This window comes from Celeribacter sp. (assembly GCF_048270365.1).
Lineage (GTDB): Bacteria > Pseudomonadota > Alphaproteobacteria > Rhodobacterales > Rhodobacteraceae > Celeribacter.
In genome coordinates, this window is sequence record NZ_JBLWTA010000001.1 from 240,189 (window position 1) to 256,312 (window position 16,124).

The following is a 16,124-nucleotide window of genomic DNA, read 5'->3' on the forward strand; positions in this document are numbered from 1 at the left end:
TTCCCTGATTCCAGCATCTTTCCCCCGGCAGTTCTGTTAATTGTTTCCATTGGTGATACGGTTAAGACTTGGGGCAGACGTTTCGGCGGCTCAGCAAATTATCCACCGTTTTTCCACGCTTTATCCCCAAATTTATCCCGAATCTTGCCTCAACCATGGGTTGCATTGGTTACCCAAAGGTTAATTATGGCCTCGTTTGTCCAGTATTGTTTCCTATTTCTAAACACTTGAGGAAAGGACCGTTCGCATTTCGGAAACAATGCGCAACACACGCTAAGGTTGTGCAAATGTGTCATCAATGCGTCGTCATCGTGACGACACACCACAACAGGAGATAAAACTCATGAATGATGTCACGACCCTGCTCAACGCCCTGCGTCGCCCCCGTCTCTTGATCCGGGCCGCGCGTTTTGGCCTGAACGACTACAACCGCAATCGTGACCTCAAGCGCGTGATGCGCACCAGCACCGCCCCCTCGCCCAGCCGCGCCCTCTCCGCGCTGATCGAGGAAGAGGCCAAAATCGAGGAGACCCGCCGCGCGGGCGACGCGACCTATAGCGTGAAACGCCATGTCGAGCTTTTAATCGCCCTGATGGGCGAGGCGCGCCTGCTCCCAAGCGAACAACACGCCGCCTGACCCCAAAGCAATCTCCCACGCCCCCGGCGCCCCTTCAAAAAGGCGGTCCCGGGGGCTTTTTCATGCCTTTTTGTGCGCCAAACCCCGCAACAGCGAAAGCGAGGCGGGAATCCATCTTGCCTCAAGGCCCGCGCGCGCATAAAGGCAAGTCATGACCCAGACATCCCATGACCGCCTCCTCATCATCGACTTCGGCTCTCAGGTGACGCAGCTCATCGCGCGGCGTCTGCGCGAGTTGAATGTCTATTGCGAAATCCACCCCTATCAGAACGTCACCGACGCAAGCCTGAAAGAGTTCGATCCGAAAGCGATCATCTTTTCCGGCGGCCCGGATTCGGTGATGCGCGAGGGCTCGCCCCGTCCGCCGAAAGCGGCCTATGAAATGGGCGTGCCGATTCTTGGCATCTGCTATGGCCAGCAGGTGATGATGCACGATCTGGGCGGTCGTGTTGAGGCGGGCGAACATGCCACCGCCGAATTCGGTCGCGCCTATGTGACGCCGACCGACAAAAGCACCGATTTCTTCAACGGCTGGTTCCTGGACGCCTCCGGCCGCGAACAGGTCTGGATGTCCCACGGCGACCACGTGGCCGAGATTGCGCCGGGCTTTGATGTTTACGGCACCTCGCCGGGCGCGCCCTTCGCCATGACAGCCGACATTGAGCGTCGCTTCTACGCCGTGCAGTTCCACCCCGAAGTGCACCACACGCCGAATGGCGCGACGCTTTATGAGAATTTCGTGAAAATTGCCGGGTTCAAAGGCGACTGGACCATGGGCGCCTACCGCGAAGAAATGATCGCGAAAATCCGCGAACAGGTCGGCGACAAGAAGGTCATCTGTGCCCTGTCCGGCGGCGTCGACAGTTCCGTGACCGGCATCCTGTTGCACGAAGCCATCGGCGATCAGCTGACTTGTGTCTTCGTGGATCACGGCCTTTTGCGCCTCAATGAGGCCGAACAGGTCGTCTCGATGTTCCGCGACAACTACAACCTGAACCTCATCCACGCGGATGAGAGCGATCTGTTCCTCGGCGCGCTCGAAGGCGTCTCTGACCCGGAGGTCAAACGCAAAACCATCGGCAAGCTGTTCATCGACGTGTTCCAGAAATACGCCGACCAGATCGAAGGCGCGGAATTCCTGGCCCAAGGCACGCTTTACCCGGACGTGATCGAATCCGTGTCCTTCTCCGGCGGCCCCTCGGTGACGATCAAATCGCACCACAACGTCGGTGGCCTGCCTGAAAAGATGGGCCTCAAACTCGTGGAGCCGCTGCGCGAGCTGTTCAAAGACGAAGTGCGGGCACTCGGTCATGAGCTGGGCTTGCCGGCCTCTTTCATCGGGCGTCACCCCTTCCCCGGCCCGGGTCTCGCGATCCGCTGCCCCGGCGAGATCACCCGCGACAAGCTCGAAATCCTGCGCAAAGCGGACGCCGTCTACATCGACCAGATTCGCAAACACGGGCTTTACGACGAGATTTGGCAGGCCTTCGCGGCCATCCTGCCGATGCGCACCGTCGGAGTGATGGGCGACGGGCGCACTTATGACTATGCGCTGGCGCTGCGTGCCGTGACCTCGGTCGACGGCATGACCGCGGACTATTACCCGTTCAGCCACGAGTTCCTCGGAGAAACCTCCACCCGGATCATCAACGAGGTCAAAGGCGTGAACCGCGTGTTCTACGATTGCACCTCGAAACCGCCGGGCACGATCGAGCTGGAATAACGCAGATACCGAAACTCAAAACATGCCCCTTCTGGGGCATGTGGTCTTTAAAGCACCCCATATTCCATGGCTCACAACGCGCATTTTTCCTACGTTTTCAACGCAGGCTACACCTTCCCGACGCTTGTTTCGCTCTCGTCCCTTCTGCGTCAGAGCCGCGGAGCCTGCGACGTTCTGCTCCTGACCGACCGGGCCCTTCCTGCATTTCATATGGCGCTCGACCACCTGAAACAACGCCACCCCGAAGCCCAGATCACACTGATCGAAAACCCGGACTTGCCCGGAACAGATCACCCGTGGGCGCATAAAGTTCCCATTCAGAACTTCTGGCAATTGTATCTCTATGACATCCTGCCGTGCAAAAGCCTTGTGATCGACGGAGACACTTTGGTCGTGGATGACGCCGCTCAGGCCTATGATACGCCCCTTGGCGATCATGCCATAGCAGCCGCGCCCGATTGCCACTATCAGAGGCTCTATCACAGCGGGCGATACTTCCGGCGCTTTTATCCGTTCTGGCAATCCAAGCGGCGCAGAATCGCAGCTCATCTTCATGAAAACAAACGCGATATTCCCATGCGCAACTATTGCAACACCGGCATCGTCCTCATTGATATGCCGAAACTGCGCTCCACGGAAAAAGCCCTACGTCTTTGTGATCTCGAATCCTGCCTGAACACCAAGATCGATAAGAATTGGAGTCATAACGATCAGGATTGGTTCAATTTTCTGTTCGCCGGTCAAATCGCGACACTGCCGATGCGCTGGAACCTGCAACACCTTTTGATTTCAGAGCGCAAAACCCGAAAACGCTATTTGCCACGCAGGATGCGCGTCGAATACCGTGAGGCCTTTGTACGCCCCGGCATTCTTCATTTCGCAGGGGGCCAAAAACCATGGCGGCCCCAAGATGAGGAAACGCCCCTAAGCCCCTTTCAGCACCAAGCCCACATGCATTGGCGCAAAGAGGCTGCGCAGCTTTCGGAGGAAACTGGGCTGGACATCCTGCGTCTTTGCAACGACCCTTTCGCGACCTGAGACGCCCGTTTTCCAAGGCGCACAGACCGCACGTGAAGGCTCTGGGAGGAGAACCGAATGGCTGGAAAAGTGCTATTGACCGGCACGATGACCTGCGCGCCCGATGAGGTGGACCACGTTCTGGCGCTTTTGCCCGAGCACATCCGTCTGTCGCGCGCCGAACCCGGATGTCTGCAATTCGATCTCTGGCAGGATGAGGTGCGCCCCTCCGAGTTTCATGTTACCGAAGTGTTCCGCGACGCCCGCGCCTTTGAGGCGCATCAGGACCGCACGCAAAGCTCCGACTGGTGGCGCGTCACCCATCATATGGCGCGCAATTTCAAAAAAAGCGCCGCGTGAGTTCCTTTAAATGAGTATGCAAAGTCAGCCGATCAAAGCCGCGCTCTGGATGAGCGGCGCGCTTTTGGGATTTTCCTCCATGGCCGTGGCCGGGCGCCAGCTCGCCGGCCATCTCGACACTTTTGAAATTCTGGGCTACCGCTCACTGATCGGCCTCGTGATCGTCTTGACCATCGCCGTGACCCAAGGCCGCCTGCGCGAGTGTCGCCCCTCCGCCATGCCTTTGCATGTCGGGCGCAACCTCGGCCATTTTGCAGGCCAAAACCTCTGGCTCTACGCCCTCACCCTGATCCCGATGGCACAGCTTTTCGCGCTTGAATTCTCCTACCCGATCCTCGTGGGTCTCGGCGCCACGATTTTTTTGGGCGAAAAGATGACGCCCACACGCGCGCTCACCTCCTTGATGGGGTTTGCTGGTATTTTGATCGTCGCGCGGCCCTTTGGCGCTGATGGCCTGTCCATCGGCATCTTTGCCGCCATGGCCTGTGCCCTCGGGTTTGCCGCCTCGGCTCTGTTCACCAAGCGGCTGACGCTCACGGCCCATGTCACGATTCTGGGCATCATGTTCTGGATGGTCACGCTTCAGCTCGGCTTTGGCCTCGTCTGCGCGCTGGCCGACGGCGACATGGCCCTGCCCCGCTTGATCGATCTGCCCTGGGTCACCGTGGTGGCCGTCTCAGGCCTCGGCGCGCATTTCTGTCTGACCACGGCGCTGTCCCTGGCGCCCGCCTCCATCGTCACGCCGATCGACTTTCTGCGCCTGCCGATCATCGCCGTCATCGGCATGATGTTCTACGGCGAAGGCCTCGATGCGCTGGTGTTTCTGGGCGCTGCGATCATCTTTTCCGCCAATTACATCAACATCTTGGCCGAGAACCGTCGGATGTCAGCCCACTCCACCCCAAGTTGATGCACAAAAACCATGATCACCCCGTTTTCATCATGACGTGGCGTCAGAATTGCTTGAAATTTTGTCGCAGCTTAGGCTGAGTGAACAATAAGAGCGGAAAGTCGCTCAACACGAACAACTTAGATCGAAGCGAGCCTCGGTGCTCGTCAGGGATGGAGATCATGAAAACAACAACACTTCTGGCCGCCTCACTCGCGGTCGGCTCTACCAGTGCATTTGCGGGTGGCATGGACCGTTCCGGCCAATCCATTGCTCCGATTTTCGAGACAGGCACCTATGTCGAACTGAGCTTTGGGTCGGTCAACCCGGATGTCTCCGGAAACCTTTTTGGCGCCCTTCAATCTGGCGACATGGCCCCGTCCTACACGCAAATGGCAGGTGCCTATAAACGCGACCTGTCAGACACGCTCTCTATGGCCCTGATCATTGACCAACCCTTCGGTGCGGACGTTGATTACCCGGCAGGCACAGGCTATCCGGTGGCTGGCTCGACGGCCTCCGTGGATACGGTCGCCATCACCGCCCTTTTGCGCTACAAGTTCAATGATCGGTTCTCCGTCCACGGCGGTGTGCGCAACCTGACCACGGAAGGCGAAGTCAGCCTGCCCGCCGTTGGTCCGGCAGGCTATACTCTGGACACATCAACGGAGAATGACTGGGGTTACCTTGTGGGCGTTGCCTATGAAATCCCGGACATCGCGCTGCGTGCCAGCCTGACCTACAACTCCGAAATCGACATCGACTTCACCGCGACCGAAGATCTTTCCGGCGGCGCCGGTGGCGCCTCGGACACACCGCTGAACGTGACGCTTCCCCAGTCAATCAATTTCGATTTCCAGACGGGCATCGCCGCCGACACCCTGTTGATGTTCTCCGCACGCTGGGCTGAGTGGACCAAGACTGTCATTGCGCCGCAAATCTATAGCTCGCCCGGTGTCGTCAATGATAACCTCGTCGATCACAACGACGATACAATTTCCTATAGCCTCGGTGTCGGGCGTCGCTTCAATGACCAGTGGTCCGGCTCGCTCTCTGTCGGCTATGAGAAATCCTATGGTGGCATTCAGGGTAACCTGTCTCCGAAGGACGGTTACAAATCCATCACCGCGGGCTTGAAATACCAGATCACCGAGCAGACTGCGATTGCCGGTGGGGTGTCTTATGTCTGGGTTGGGGATGCAAATACCGACCTCAGTGGCAACACGACAGACTTCGAAGACAACACCGCCATCGGTGTCGGCCTGAAACTGTCGCATCACTTCTGATCCGACCGGATACGCAATTAAAAGGCCTCGCATCTCGCGGGGCCTTTTTTTTCGTGACGAAGACTTTCATCAGAAACCGTGATGGGCTTTTGCACAATTTCCGGTTTGCCACCTGTGCCGATGCACGCGACCTTGTCCCGAAAGACAAAAGGACCCATCCGCATGGCCCCACAAAAAACCATCCCCCCCGCAGCCTGGGCCGGGCTCTTCGCCATGGGCGGCCTTTGGGGCTGTTCCTTTCTCTCGGTTGCCATCCTGATCCGCGAACTTCCGGTGTTCTGGATCGTGGCGGGTCGTGTCTCCATCGCCGCGCTGGTGCTTTGGGCCTATGTTCTGATCAAAGGCTTCCCCCTTCCCGCCTTCTCCCGCTACCTCTGGCGTTTCATCCTTGTCGGCTGCCTGACCTCCGCCGTACCCTTCCTGTTGATTTCCTGGGCACAGCATCACATCCCCTCGGGCCTTGCGGGCATCCTGAACGCCTCCACCGCGATCTTCGGCGTCTTGTTCGCCGCGCTCATCTTTGCCGATGAAAAGCTCGGCCTGCGCAAGGGCACCGGCGTGCTCTTGGGCGTCATGGGCATCGTGATCATCATCGGCATCGAGGCGCTTCGGTCCTTTGACCTCACCTCTTTGGGCCAATTGGCGATGATCGGGGCGACCATGTGTTACGGGCTGTCGAACTGCGTCGGGCGCATCATGCTGTCCGATCTGCGCCCCGAGGTTGCCGCCGCCGGCATGCTCACGGGGGCGGCCCTCTTTGCCCTGCCCGCAGCGTTCCTGATCTCTGGCCTCCCCCCCGTCCCGCTCCGCCCCGAAACATGGGGCGCGCTCTTCTATCTCTCGATCCTCGCAACTAGCCTGCCCTACATCATCTATTACAAGGTGATCCAACTCGCAGGCGCCGGGAACACCTCGCTCACGACGCTCATCGTCGCCCCGGTCTCCATCGCCTTGGGCGCGCTCGTGCTGGGCGAAAGCCTCTCGCTTCAGGCTTACGTGGGCTTTGGCCTCATCGCATTGGGTCTTTTGGTCATCGACGGACGGGTTTTGACGTGTCTGAGGCGCCAAAACCCCGCATAACACTTGCGAGGCCGCGCGCGGCATGGCACCACCGCGACCGACAGGGCGAGACCAACAGGAACAGACAGATGCATTACGACACAGCGGCAGAGTGGCAGGGTGCGGACCACAAACGCCTCATTCTTTTCGGCATGTCGGGTCTCGGAAAAACCGTGATCTCCAACATGCTGCGCGACACGGGCGAATGGTATCACTACTCCATCGACTACCGCATCGGCACGCGGTATCTGGGCGAAGCCATTGACGACAATCTGAAAAAAGTCGCGATGCGCGAGCCGTTCCTGCGCGAACAATTCCTGTCGGACAGCATCTACATCAAGTCGAACATCACCTTCGACAACCTCGCGCCAGTCTCCTATTTCCTCGGCAAACCCGGATCGGAGGCACAGGGCGGCATTCCAATCGCAGAATTCCAGCGCCGTCAGAGCCTGTTCGAAGTCGCCGAAAAAGCCGCCCTGATGGACACCAGCCATTTCATCACCCGCGCGCAGACGCTCTATGACTACCCGCATTTCGTCTGCGACACCGGTGGCTCGATCTGCGAATGGGTCGATCCCGAGGACGCCAATGACCCGATCCTGAGCGCGCTCTCTAAAAACGCGCTTCTCGTGTGGCTCAAAGGCTCCGAGGCCCACACAGAAGAGCTGATCCGCCGCTTTGACAAGGCGCCGAAACCGATGGCCTATCAGCCCGAATTCCTCGCCGCGATCTGGGCGGAATATCTCTCGGAAAAAGGCCTCACAGAGGATCAGGTCAACCCCGACGATTTCATCCGCTACACCTACGCCCGCGCCCTCAACCACCGCCAGCCGCGTTACGAGGCCATGGCGAAAAACTGGGGCATCACGCTCGATTACGAAGACGTCAAACGCATCACCGGCCCCGACGACTTCTCCGCCCTCATCGCCACCGCACTTGAGAAACGTGCGCTTGATAAACGCGCGGCCCAAGCCTAAATTACCTTCCTGCCCTAAAAAGGATATCCTGAAATGCCCATCACCTTGCCCGAAAACCTTCCCGCCTATGACGTGCTCTCCGCCGAGGGCGTCATGGTCATGGGCGAAGGCCGGGCAAAGTCGCAGGAAATCCGCCCGCTCCGGATCGCGCTTTTGAACCTGATGCCGAAGAAAATCCAGACGGAGAACCAATTTGCCCGTCTGATCGGCGCGACGCCCCTGCAGATCGACTTTCAGCTGATCCGCATGAGCGAGCACCAGACTAAAAACACCGCCGCCGAGCATATGGAGCAATTCTACCGGCCGTTTTCGGACGTGAAAGCCTCCGGCGAGAAATTCGACGGGCTGATCATCACCGGCGCGCCGATCGAACACCTGCCCTTCGAAGACGTCACCTATTGGGATGAGCTCAAAGAGGTGTTTGAGTGGACGCAGAGCCATGTGTTTTCCACCTTCGGCGTCTGCTGGGGCGGCATGGCGATGATCAACTATTTCCACGGCGTGAAGAAATACGATCTGGATCACAAGGCCTTTGGGTTGTTCCTTCAGGAAAACCTGGCCCCCAGCTCGCCCTATCTGCGCGGTTTTTCCGACCTGTGCTACATCCCCGTGAGCCGCTGGACAGAGATGCGCCAATCCGAAATCGACGCCGTGCCGGGCCTTGTGCCGCTCCTGGGATCGGACGAGACCGGCCCCTGTCTGGTGCAGGACCCGGAGCATCGTGCCCTCTATATCTTCAACCATTTTGAATATGACACGGGCACTTTGTTCGAGGAATATCAAAGGGATGTGGATGCGGGCAAAGAGATCATCCTGCCGAAACATTACTTTCCGGACGATAACCCGTCGCTGCGCCCGATGAACCGCTGGCGGTCGCACGCGCATCTTTTGTACGGCAACTGGATCAACGCGATCTATCAGGACACGCCCTATCGTTTGGAAGACATCGGGAGCTGATCGGTGGCACCGCGACCGGCTGGAGACCTCTTTGGGATGCCTGCGCGGCGCGGCCCTCTGCGTGCCATCAAGACACGACGCCGGGGCGATTTGGTGAACACCAGCTCCGGCGCTGTGATCCATGTCGAGACCTATGGTGAGCGTGACGCCCCGCCCGTCGCCTTGATCCACGGCGCGTCTGGCTCGACCTATGACATGAGTTTCCGCCTCGCGCCCGCGCTGGCGCAAGAGTTTTGCGTCTATGTCATCGACCGCCCCGGCTTTGGCCACAGCCCCCGAATGAAAGAAGAAAGCCTCGCCGCCCAAGCCCGCGTCCTGCGCGAGGCGATCCAGACCCTCGACAGTCGCCCGCCCATCGTTCTTGGTCAGTCCTACGGTGGCGCCGTGGCGCTCGAATGGGCGCTTCAATCCGACGATCTGGCGGCTTTGGTTCTGGTTTCTTCGCCGTCCCATGACTGGGAGACCGGCCATCCGCTGTTGCACCGCACACTCGCCGAACCTGTCCTCGGCTGGTGGGCCTCCGAGCTGATCAACGCGCTGGTCACGCCGGGCATCATTGCCAAACAACTGGCCGAGGTTTTCGCCCCGCAAGATGTCCCCGAGGGCTACGCCGACCATTTCCAGCCCCGCAATTCCATCTATCCCCCGCGTCACCGTCAAAACGCCCGCCAACGCATTGCCTTGAAGGCCGAAATGGTCGCCATGGTGCCGCGCTACGCGGGTCTAACTCTGCCGATTGAGAGCCTTCATGGCACGTCGGATGTCATCGTCCCCGATCACGTCCACGCCCTGCCCTTTGATGCCAAAGTGGCCTCGAATGTGCTCACGCGACTGGACGGCATCGGCCATATGCCGCATCACGTGGCGACGGAGGCTGTGGTCGAGGCTGTGAGACGCGCCACGTCACGCAGCGGTGCGCGTTGCAACCCGGCCTGAAAAACCCCATAGTGTTAAGGTGATTAACACGGAAAAAGCGATGCGCCATGACCGATAAATCCTCAGACCTGCCTTTTGACGGCGCCATCTCCCGCTATTTCGAAAAAGACGCGCCGAAATCCATCCGCAAAGCGGTCGAAGACGGCGGCAAGAAAGAGATCCTGTCGCCCTCCTTCCCCTATGACGCATGGATGAAAAAGTCCGACTACGAGGATGAAATCAAGCTGTTGCAGCGCGAGCTGGTCAAGATGCTCGCCGATGTGCGCGAGACCGGCAAGCGCATCGTCGTGGTGTTCGAGGGCCGCGATGCGGCGGGCAAAGGCGGCACGATCAAGCGGTTCCGCGAGAACCTGAACCCGCGCTCCGCCCGCGTGGTGGCGCTGTCGAAACCGACCGAGCGCGAGGCCGGGCAATGGTATTTCCAGCGCTACATCGACCACCTGCCGACCACGGGCGAAATCGTGCTGTTCGACCGCTCATGGTACAACCGCGGCGTGGTGGAAAAGGTCTTTGGCTTTTGCTCCGACAAGGAGCGCGAAAAGTTCTTTCACCAGCTGCCAGAGTTCGAGGACATGCTGGTCTCAGAGGGCATTCAGCTTTTTAAAATCTGGCTCAACGTCGGCCGCGCCGAACAGCTCAAACGCTTTCTGGCGCGTGAACAGGACGTGCTGAAACAGTGGAAACTCTCGTCCATTGACGTCGAGGGCCTCAAACGCTGGGACGACTACACTGTGGCGATTTCCGAGACCATGGAACGCAGCCATTCCGAGATCGCGCCCTGGACCGTGATCCGCTCGGACGACAAATACCGCGCGCGGCTCAATGCCATTCGCTCCGTCCTGTGTCAGATCGACTATAAGGGCAAAAACGCGGACAACATCGGCGAGATCGACGATAAGATCGTCGACGGGCCGAGCCTGCTGATCACCGGCGACGAGGATGAGTAAGCCCGAATGAGCAAGCGCGGCTATCACCATGGCAATCTGCGACAAGCGCTGATCGAGGCGGCGCTTGTGCTGATCGAGGAAAAGGGCCCGACGGGGTTCACCCTTTCCGAGGCCGCCAAGACCGCAGGCGTCACCCCCGCCGCCGTTTACCGCCATTTCGAGGGCCGCGAGGACCTAATCGCCGAGATCGCCCGGCAAGGGTTCGAGGTCTTCGCCGATCTTCTCGACTATGCCTATGACACCGGCCAGCCCTCGGCGCTTGCGTCCTTTGAGGCGGTGGGGCGCGCCTATCTGGCCTTTGCCCGCCGCTACCCCGGCCATTACATCGCCATGTTCGAAAGCGGCATCTCGATGCAGCGCTCGCCCGAACTCTACGCCGTGGCCGAACGGGCCTTGGGTGTGTTGGAACGGGCCGCCACGCAATTGTCGGAACAAATCCCCGAAGGCAAACGCCCCCCGCCCCAGATGTTCGCGGCGCATGTTTGGGCCATGGCGCATGGCGTGGTCGAGCTTTTTGCCCGTGGCACCCCCGGCGCGCGGGTGCCCTTCCCGCCCGAAGACCTTTTGGAAACCGGAATCGGCATATACTTGCGCGGATTGGGGTTGATCCCTCAAGACTAAAGCGTTTCTTAAAAAACTTGAGGCACTCAATTTTTGAGAAACGCAGCACTATCAATTCAGTGTGGCAACGTTTTCCGCTCAATCTGAAACAGATTAAACGAAAAACGCTTTAGTGAGGAGAGCAGATGCCGCAACACAGCCCCCTGACCCGTCGCCACCTTTTGTTGAGCGCTCTGGCCGCGGCCTACCCCTGGCCTGCCTTGGCCGCTGGCAAGCCCGAGACCAAAAGCTATGGCGCAGAGGATTTGGACATCTACCGTGCCGCGAACCCTCGTGGGGCCGTAATTTATGTCCATGGCGGATCGTGGCGCAGAGGCTCGCGTAAGGCGGTGGACGCGAAACCCGATTGGGTCAATTCCATGAGCCTCGATTTCGTCTCCATCGACTACCCGACGCTGCCGAAAACCCCGGTGACCGGCCAAATCAAAGCCGTGCGGCAAGCGATGGACTGGTGTTTTGCCAATGTCGCCAAGCCCGAACGCACGATCGTCATGGGCCACTCGGCAGGTGCGCATCTTGTGGCCATGGCGGCGCTCACCGGCTGGACACCCCTGCCCGCAGGCGTGATCGTCAATGACAGCGGGGCGGTCGATCTGATCACGCTGGCGCGCGCCCATCAGGGCCACCTGCCCTTTGGCACCGCGAGTGCGTTCACGGACCGCAATCAATGGGGGGCGCTGTCGCCCACCTACAATCTGGCCAAAAACCTGCCGCCCATTTTGGCGATCACCTCTGAGGCCCACGGGCACGCCACGGCGATGTCAAATTTCGTCACAAATGCCCGGTCGAAGGGCGCGGATGCCGCCCTATTTGATGGCTCAAACTATCGCCACGCCGAGGTGAACCGCACGCTCGGCACCGGCAAGCGCCCCGATCTGGAACGCGCGGTGACGGGGTTCGTGACGAAGGTGTTGCAGCGCTGAGCGACACCCCAGCCTTACCGGACCGGGCAGACGCGCCTTTGATACCCCGCCAGACGCTGGCCAAAGGCCATCAAATCGTCTTGGGTTTTGAATTGCAAATCAAGTTTAGGGAAAACCGTGACTTGCCCCGACAACAACCGCGTGGGGTCTTCGGTTTTCGACAAATAGTTCCGCATCACAAGCGTGGAAACCGGCGGATCGAGGGTGAGGACGGAGGTTGCGAACCGATCAAAATCCGGCGCATCCGGATGAATTCCCGGCTCGCCGCCCTCACTTGGAATGAGAACGAACCTGTTGAGCCAAAAGGTCAAAGTCTGATCCGGTTTTGCCAGCAGCTCTCGTACAGCTTCAAGACTGAAGGCCTCGGGGCTCTCCGCCCCAATTGTTTCTTGCACCTCCCGCGCACCATTCTCGCCCAAGAGGGTCAGCGTCGTCTCTTTGCTGGAAAAGCTATCGGGCAAGAGCGCCACCACACGCATGGCCTCCCGCGCCATCTCCGGCGTGGCCCGACGCGACGAGGCGCTATAGATCGCGCTGCCATCGGTGAGGCTTTGAATGCGCACATTCTTGAGGTCGTATTGCGACAGGTCGAGAAGGCTCCGAATGACCCTGACACTGTTGCGATCCGCATCCACACTCTCGTAGGAGAGAGTCAAAGTGCAGGATTCAAGCTCAATCTCATACCCCTCAAGCACCGGGACATTCCGCAGCTGACGCGTGATCTGAAAGGTATCGCTCAGCGGCGTTTTGAACCAAAGGGTGCCTGCCGCACCTGCAATCATCGCCAATACAGCCAATACGCCGAAAGCCCGCCACATCCTGAAATCCCTTTTGAATAAAAACCTTATCAACGACACTTATATCGCTGACAACATCCATTGGGTCAACATGATCGTCTGACGGTGGGCCTCACGCGCTCTGATCAAACACCACCAGCGCGCCCGGGGACCAGCTGACGCGGACCTTCGTGCCGACGCCCAGAACATCGCGGCCAAAGATGTTGCGCATCGAAATACGCACCGGCTTTTCGACACCCTCAAACCGCACGTCGTAATAGGTCATATCGCCGTAATAGACGACCTCGTCGACCACGGCGGGGGCTGCGCGGTGGGTGGCGCTTTGACCCTCGTACAAAAGCGTCAGGGTCTCGGGGCGGAAGCCCACTGTGGCCTCGCCCCTGTTGTCATTCTGGAGAGGCACGCCGCCCGGACATTGCGCCTCGGTGATCTCGGTTTCGCCCAGCCCGGCGATCTCGGCCAGATAGGTTTCGCCCTCTTGCCGGACCGTGGCGGGCAGGAAATTCATCACCCCGATGAAATCCGCCACGCGTTTCGAATTGGGCTTGCGATAAAGCACCTCCGGGTCGTCGCATTGCGCGATTTCACCCTCGAACATCACCGCGATCCGGTCGGACATCACAAGCGCCTCTTCCTGATCGTGGGTCACGAGAATAAAGGTGATGCCCACCTCGCGTTGCAGCTTGATCAGCTCCACCTGCATCTGTTCGCGCATCTTGCGGTCAAGCGCGGAGAGCGGCTCGTCCAACAGCAAAACCTTGGGCTTCAACACCAGCGCGCGAGCCAATGCGACCCGCTGGCGTTGCCCGCCAGACAGAGCATGGGCGGCGCGATGGCCGTAGCCTTTGAGACCGACCATCTCCAACGCTGCCTCGGCGGCCAGCATTTTGTCGGTCTTCGACATCTTCGATTTGCGCAGCCCGAAGGCGACATTTTCGATAACGGAGAGATGCGGGAAAATCGCGTAGCTCTGAAACACCATATTGGTCGGACGCTTGTTCGCGGGCACGCCGCGCATGTCCCGGTCAGAGATCATCACAGCGCCGGTGTCGTAATCCTCAAACCCCGCAATCGTGCGCAACAAAGTGGTCTTGCCACAGCCCGACGGCCCCAAAAGCGAAAAGAACTCGCCCTGACGGATGTCGAGATTGATGCCCCGCAAGGCGTGATAGTCGCCATAGTGCTTGTTGACGTTTTGCAGAGAGATCAGAGGTGTATCAGCAGTCATGTCAGCCATAGTCAAAGAAAGCCCCCGGTGTCATTGCCCGTGCGCTTGGCGCCCCGGCGGCGGAAAAATTCGGCGATTGTGATCAAGAGGATGGAGAGGACGACGAGGATCGTGCCCAAAGCCATCACCGCAGGCAGCAGTTTCGGGAACCGCAGCATGGAGAAGAGATAGACCGGCAACGTCGGCTCGGCGCCGGTCAGGAAGAAGGCGATGATGAATTCGTCCATCGAGATGGTGAAGGAAATCAACAGCGCCGAAATGATCCCCGGCATGACCAAAGGCAGGGTCACGAGGCGAAAGGTCGAGGCGGGCGTCTCGCCCAGATCGTAGGCCGCTTCTTCGAGCGACGGGTCCAGAGCGGCGAAGGCCGATTGCAGGATCGCGATGGCAAAAGGCGTGCAGATCAGCGTGTGCCCCGCGATCACCGACCAGGCGCCGGTGTCGAGCCCAATGCGCAGGATGACGATGAGCAAGGACACGGCGACGATGATCTCCGGCAGCACCAAAGGCAGCATGATAAACCCCATGATGCCCTTTTGGCCGGGGAAGCTATAGCGCGACACCGCCATGGCGGCGAAAATGCCCAAAGTGGTCGCCAACACGGCGGAGGTCACGGCGATCTTGAGCGAATTGAGCAAAGCGCCATGCATCTCGGAGAGGGTCAAAAGCTGGGTGAACCACTCGGTCGTGAAGCTCTCCAGCGGAAAGGCGATGATCGTCGAGCTGTTGAAAGCAAAGAGCGGCAACAGAAAGATCGGCGCGTAGAGAAAGATCAGATAGAGGATCGCATAGGTCTTGAGCGATTTCATTTGCGCGCTCCTTTTTTACCGCCCGCAGCGCGGTTGCCCAAGAGCAGGAAGGCCACGGCAATCACCGCGACGATCAACATCGCGAGCACCGCCAAAGTGGCCCCCAAAGGCGCGTTGTTGAGGCGCAGGAATTGGGTCTGGATCATATTGGCGATCATGAGGCCGCCTGGCCCACCGACAAGGCGCGGCGTGACGTAATCACCGATGGTCGGGATGAAGACGATCAGCACGGCGGCGACCACACCGGGCGCGGCCAGAGGCAGGGTCACCCGCAGAAAGGTCATCGTCCGGCTCTCGCCCAGATCGCGCGACGCTTCCAAGAGAGAGCGGTCGATTTTCTCCAACGCGACAAAGATCGGCAGGATCGCGAAAGGCGCATAGGCATGGGCCAGCGTGATGATCACCGCGTTGACGTTATAGAGAATGAAGGACAGAGGTTCTTCAATCAAACCAACGAGTTTCAGACCGGAGTTGAGCACCCCGTTATAGCCGAGAATAACTTTCCAGAGGAACACACGGATCAGGTAAGAGGTCCAGAACGGGATGGTGATCAGGAAAATCCAGAGCGATTTATGCTCCGGCTTCACCCCGAAAGACACGAAATAGGCAATCGGAAAAGCCAGCACCACGGTGATCAGCGTCACCAGACCAGACACCATAAGAGAGCGCAGCATGAGCTGGCGATAGAGCGGATCGGTGAGCGCCTCTTTGTAATTCGCGAGCGTAAAGGCGGTGTCGAAATCGCGCACCCCGGTCTGTGTCCAGAACGAAATTACGAAAATCGCGATCAAAGGCACGGCCAAAAGCAACAGCGCATAGAGTGCCGTCGGGGACACCAAAAGCATCCCGATCCCCTGCTCTGTCCGGAAAAAACGACGTATCCTGTCGCTCGCCGCCATGCTGGTGTCCTTCCTGTTTCCGAACCGGTCCCGGCCCTATCCCCTGTCTCTTCGATCCT

The 16,124-nt window shown here is 59.2% G+C and carries 17 protein-coding genes; 13 read left to right on the top strand and 4 right to left on the bottom strand.

Annotated elements, in window-relative coordinates; translation table 11 throughout:
• Positions 1 to 343: 343 nt before the first annotated feature.
• The 13 genes from ACN0X0_RS01170 (at position 344) to ACN0X0_RS01230 (ending at position 12,332) form a co-directional block, all read left to right on the top strand.
• Positions 344 to 637, top strand: coding sequence for a DUF6477 family protein (locus ACN0X0_RS01170; RefSeq protein WP_226550720.1), 294 nt, complete (start codon positions 344 to 346; stop codon positions 635 to 637).
• 151 nt (positions 638 to 788) lie between these two features.
• Positions 789 to 2,360 carry a glutamine-hydrolyzing GMP synthase gene (guaA, locus tag ACN0X0_RS01175; RefSeq protein ID WP_417277668.1) on the top strand — a complete coding sequence of 524 codons (1,572 nt, stop codon included), beginning with the start codon at positions 789 to 791 and terminating at the stop codon, positions 2,358 to 2,360.
• A gap of 66 nt (positions 2,361 to 2,426) precedes the next feature.
• The gene (locus ACN0X0_RS01180; protein ID WP_417277669.1) at positions 2,427 to 3,398 is read left to right on the top strand and encodes a glycosyltransferase family 8 protein; all 972 of its coding nucleotides are present in this window, start codon (positions 2,427 to 2,429) and stop codon (positions 3,396 to 3,398) included.
• A gap of 57 nt (positions 3,399 to 3,455) precedes the next feature.
• Positions 3,456 to 3,737 carry a putative quinol monooxygenase gene (locus ACN0X0_RS01185; protein ID WP_417277670.1) on the top strand — a complete coding sequence of 94 codons (282 nt, stop codon included), beginning with the start codon at positions 3,456 to 3,458 and terminating at the stop codon, positions 3,735 to 3,737.
• Positions 3,738 to 3,747: 10 nt separating this feature from the next.
• On the top strand, positions 3,748 to 4,647 hold the full coding sequence (locus tag ACN0X0_RS01190) for a DMT family transporter (RefSeq protein WP_417277671.1): 900 nt from the start codon (positions 3,748 to 3,750) through the stop codon (positions 4,645 to 4,647).
• A 161-nt stretch (positions 4,648 to 4,808) separates the two neighbouring features.
• Positions 4,809 to 5,912, top strand: a complete 1,104-nt coding sequence (locus ACN0X0_RS01195) for an OmpP1/FadL family transporter (protein ID WP_417277672.1) — start codon at positions 4,809 to 4,811, stop codon at positions 5,910 to 5,912.
• A 162-nt stretch (positions 5,913 to 6,074) separates the two neighbouring features.
• Positions 6,075 to 6,992: a DMT family transporter gene (locus ACN0X0_RS01200; protein WP_417277673.1), complete on the top strand. Its 918-nt coding sequence runs from the start codon at positions 6,075 to 6,077 to the stop codon at positions 6,990 to 6,992.
• Positions 6,993 to 7,060: 68 nt separating this feature from the next.
• On the top strand, positions 7,061 to 7,948 hold the full coding sequence (locus ACN0X0_RS01205; protein WP_417277674.1) for an ATPase: 888 nt from the start codon (positions 7,061 to 7,063) through the stop codon (positions 7,946 to 7,948).
• 33 nt (positions 7,949 to 7,981) lie between these two features.
• Positions 7,982 to 8,905, top strand: a complete 924-nt coding sequence (locus tag ACN0X0_RS01210) for a homoserine O-succinyltransferase (RefSeq protein ID WP_417277675.1) — start codon at positions 7,982 to 7,984, stop codon at positions 8,903 to 8,905.
• A gap of 3 nt (positions 8,906 to 8,908) precedes the next feature.
• On the top strand, positions 8,909 to 9,841 hold the full coding sequence (locus tag ACN0X0_RS01215) for an alpha/beta fold hydrolase (RefSeq protein ID WP_417277676.1): 933 nt from the start codon (positions 8,909 to 8,911) through the stop codon (positions 9,839 to 9,841).
• A 47-nt stretch (positions 9,842 to 9,888) separates the two neighbouring features.
• Positions 9,889 to 10,788, top strand: a complete 900-nt coding sequence (ppk2, locus tag ACN0X0_RS01220; protein WP_417277677.1) for a polyphosphate kinase 2 — start codon at positions 9,889 to 9,891, stop codon at positions 10,786 to 10,788.
• Between the two features lie 6 nt (positions 10,789 to 10,794).
• Complete coding sequence (locus ACN0X0_RS01225) at positions 10,795 to 11,409, top strand: TetR/AcrR family transcriptional regulator (protein WP_417277678.1); 615 nt, start codon at positions 10,795 to 10,797, stop codon at positions 11,407 to 11,409.
• Positions 11,410 to 11,534: 125 nt separating this feature from the next.
• Positions 11,535 to 12,332 (top strand): alpha/beta hydrolase, encoded by a 798-nt coding sequence (locus ACN0X0_RS01230; RefSeq protein WP_417277679.1) that lies wholly within the window; start codon positions 11,535 to 11,537, stop codon positions 12,330 to 12,332.
• 14 nt (positions 12,333 to 12,346) lie between these two features.
• Here ACN0X0_RS01230 and ACN0X0_RS01235 read toward each other — a convergent pair whose 3' ends face one another.
• The 4 genes from ACN0X0_RS01235 to ACN0X0_RS01250 form a co-directional block, all read right to left on the bottom strand.
• A complete protein-coding gene (locus ACN0X0_RS01235) occupies positions 12,347 to 13,150 on the bottom strand; it encodes a hypothetical protein (RefSeq protein WP_417277680.1) in 804 nt (267 codons plus the stop codon).
• Between the two features lie 91 nt (positions 13,151 to 13,241).
• Entirely contained in the window at positions 13,242 to 14,366 is a 1,125-nt protein-coding gene (locus ACN0X0_RS01240) for an ABC transporter ATP-binding protein (protein WP_417277681.1), read from the bottom strand.
• Between the two features lie 2 nt (positions 14,367 to 14,368).
• Positions 14,369 to 15,166, bottom strand: coding sequence for an ABC transporter permease (locus tag ACN0X0_RS01245; RefSeq protein ID WP_417277682.1), 798 nt, complete (start codon positions 15,164 to 15,166; stop codon positions 14,369 to 14,371).
• Entirely contained in the window at positions 15,163 to 16,065 is a 903-nt protein-coding gene (locus ACN0X0_RS01250; RefSeq protein ID WP_417277683.1) for an ABC transporter permease, read from the bottom strand. Before ACN0X0_RS01250 ends, ACN0X0_RS01245 begins: the two co-directional genes overlap by 4 nt.
• Positions 16,066 to 16,124 lie beyond the last annotated feature (59 nt).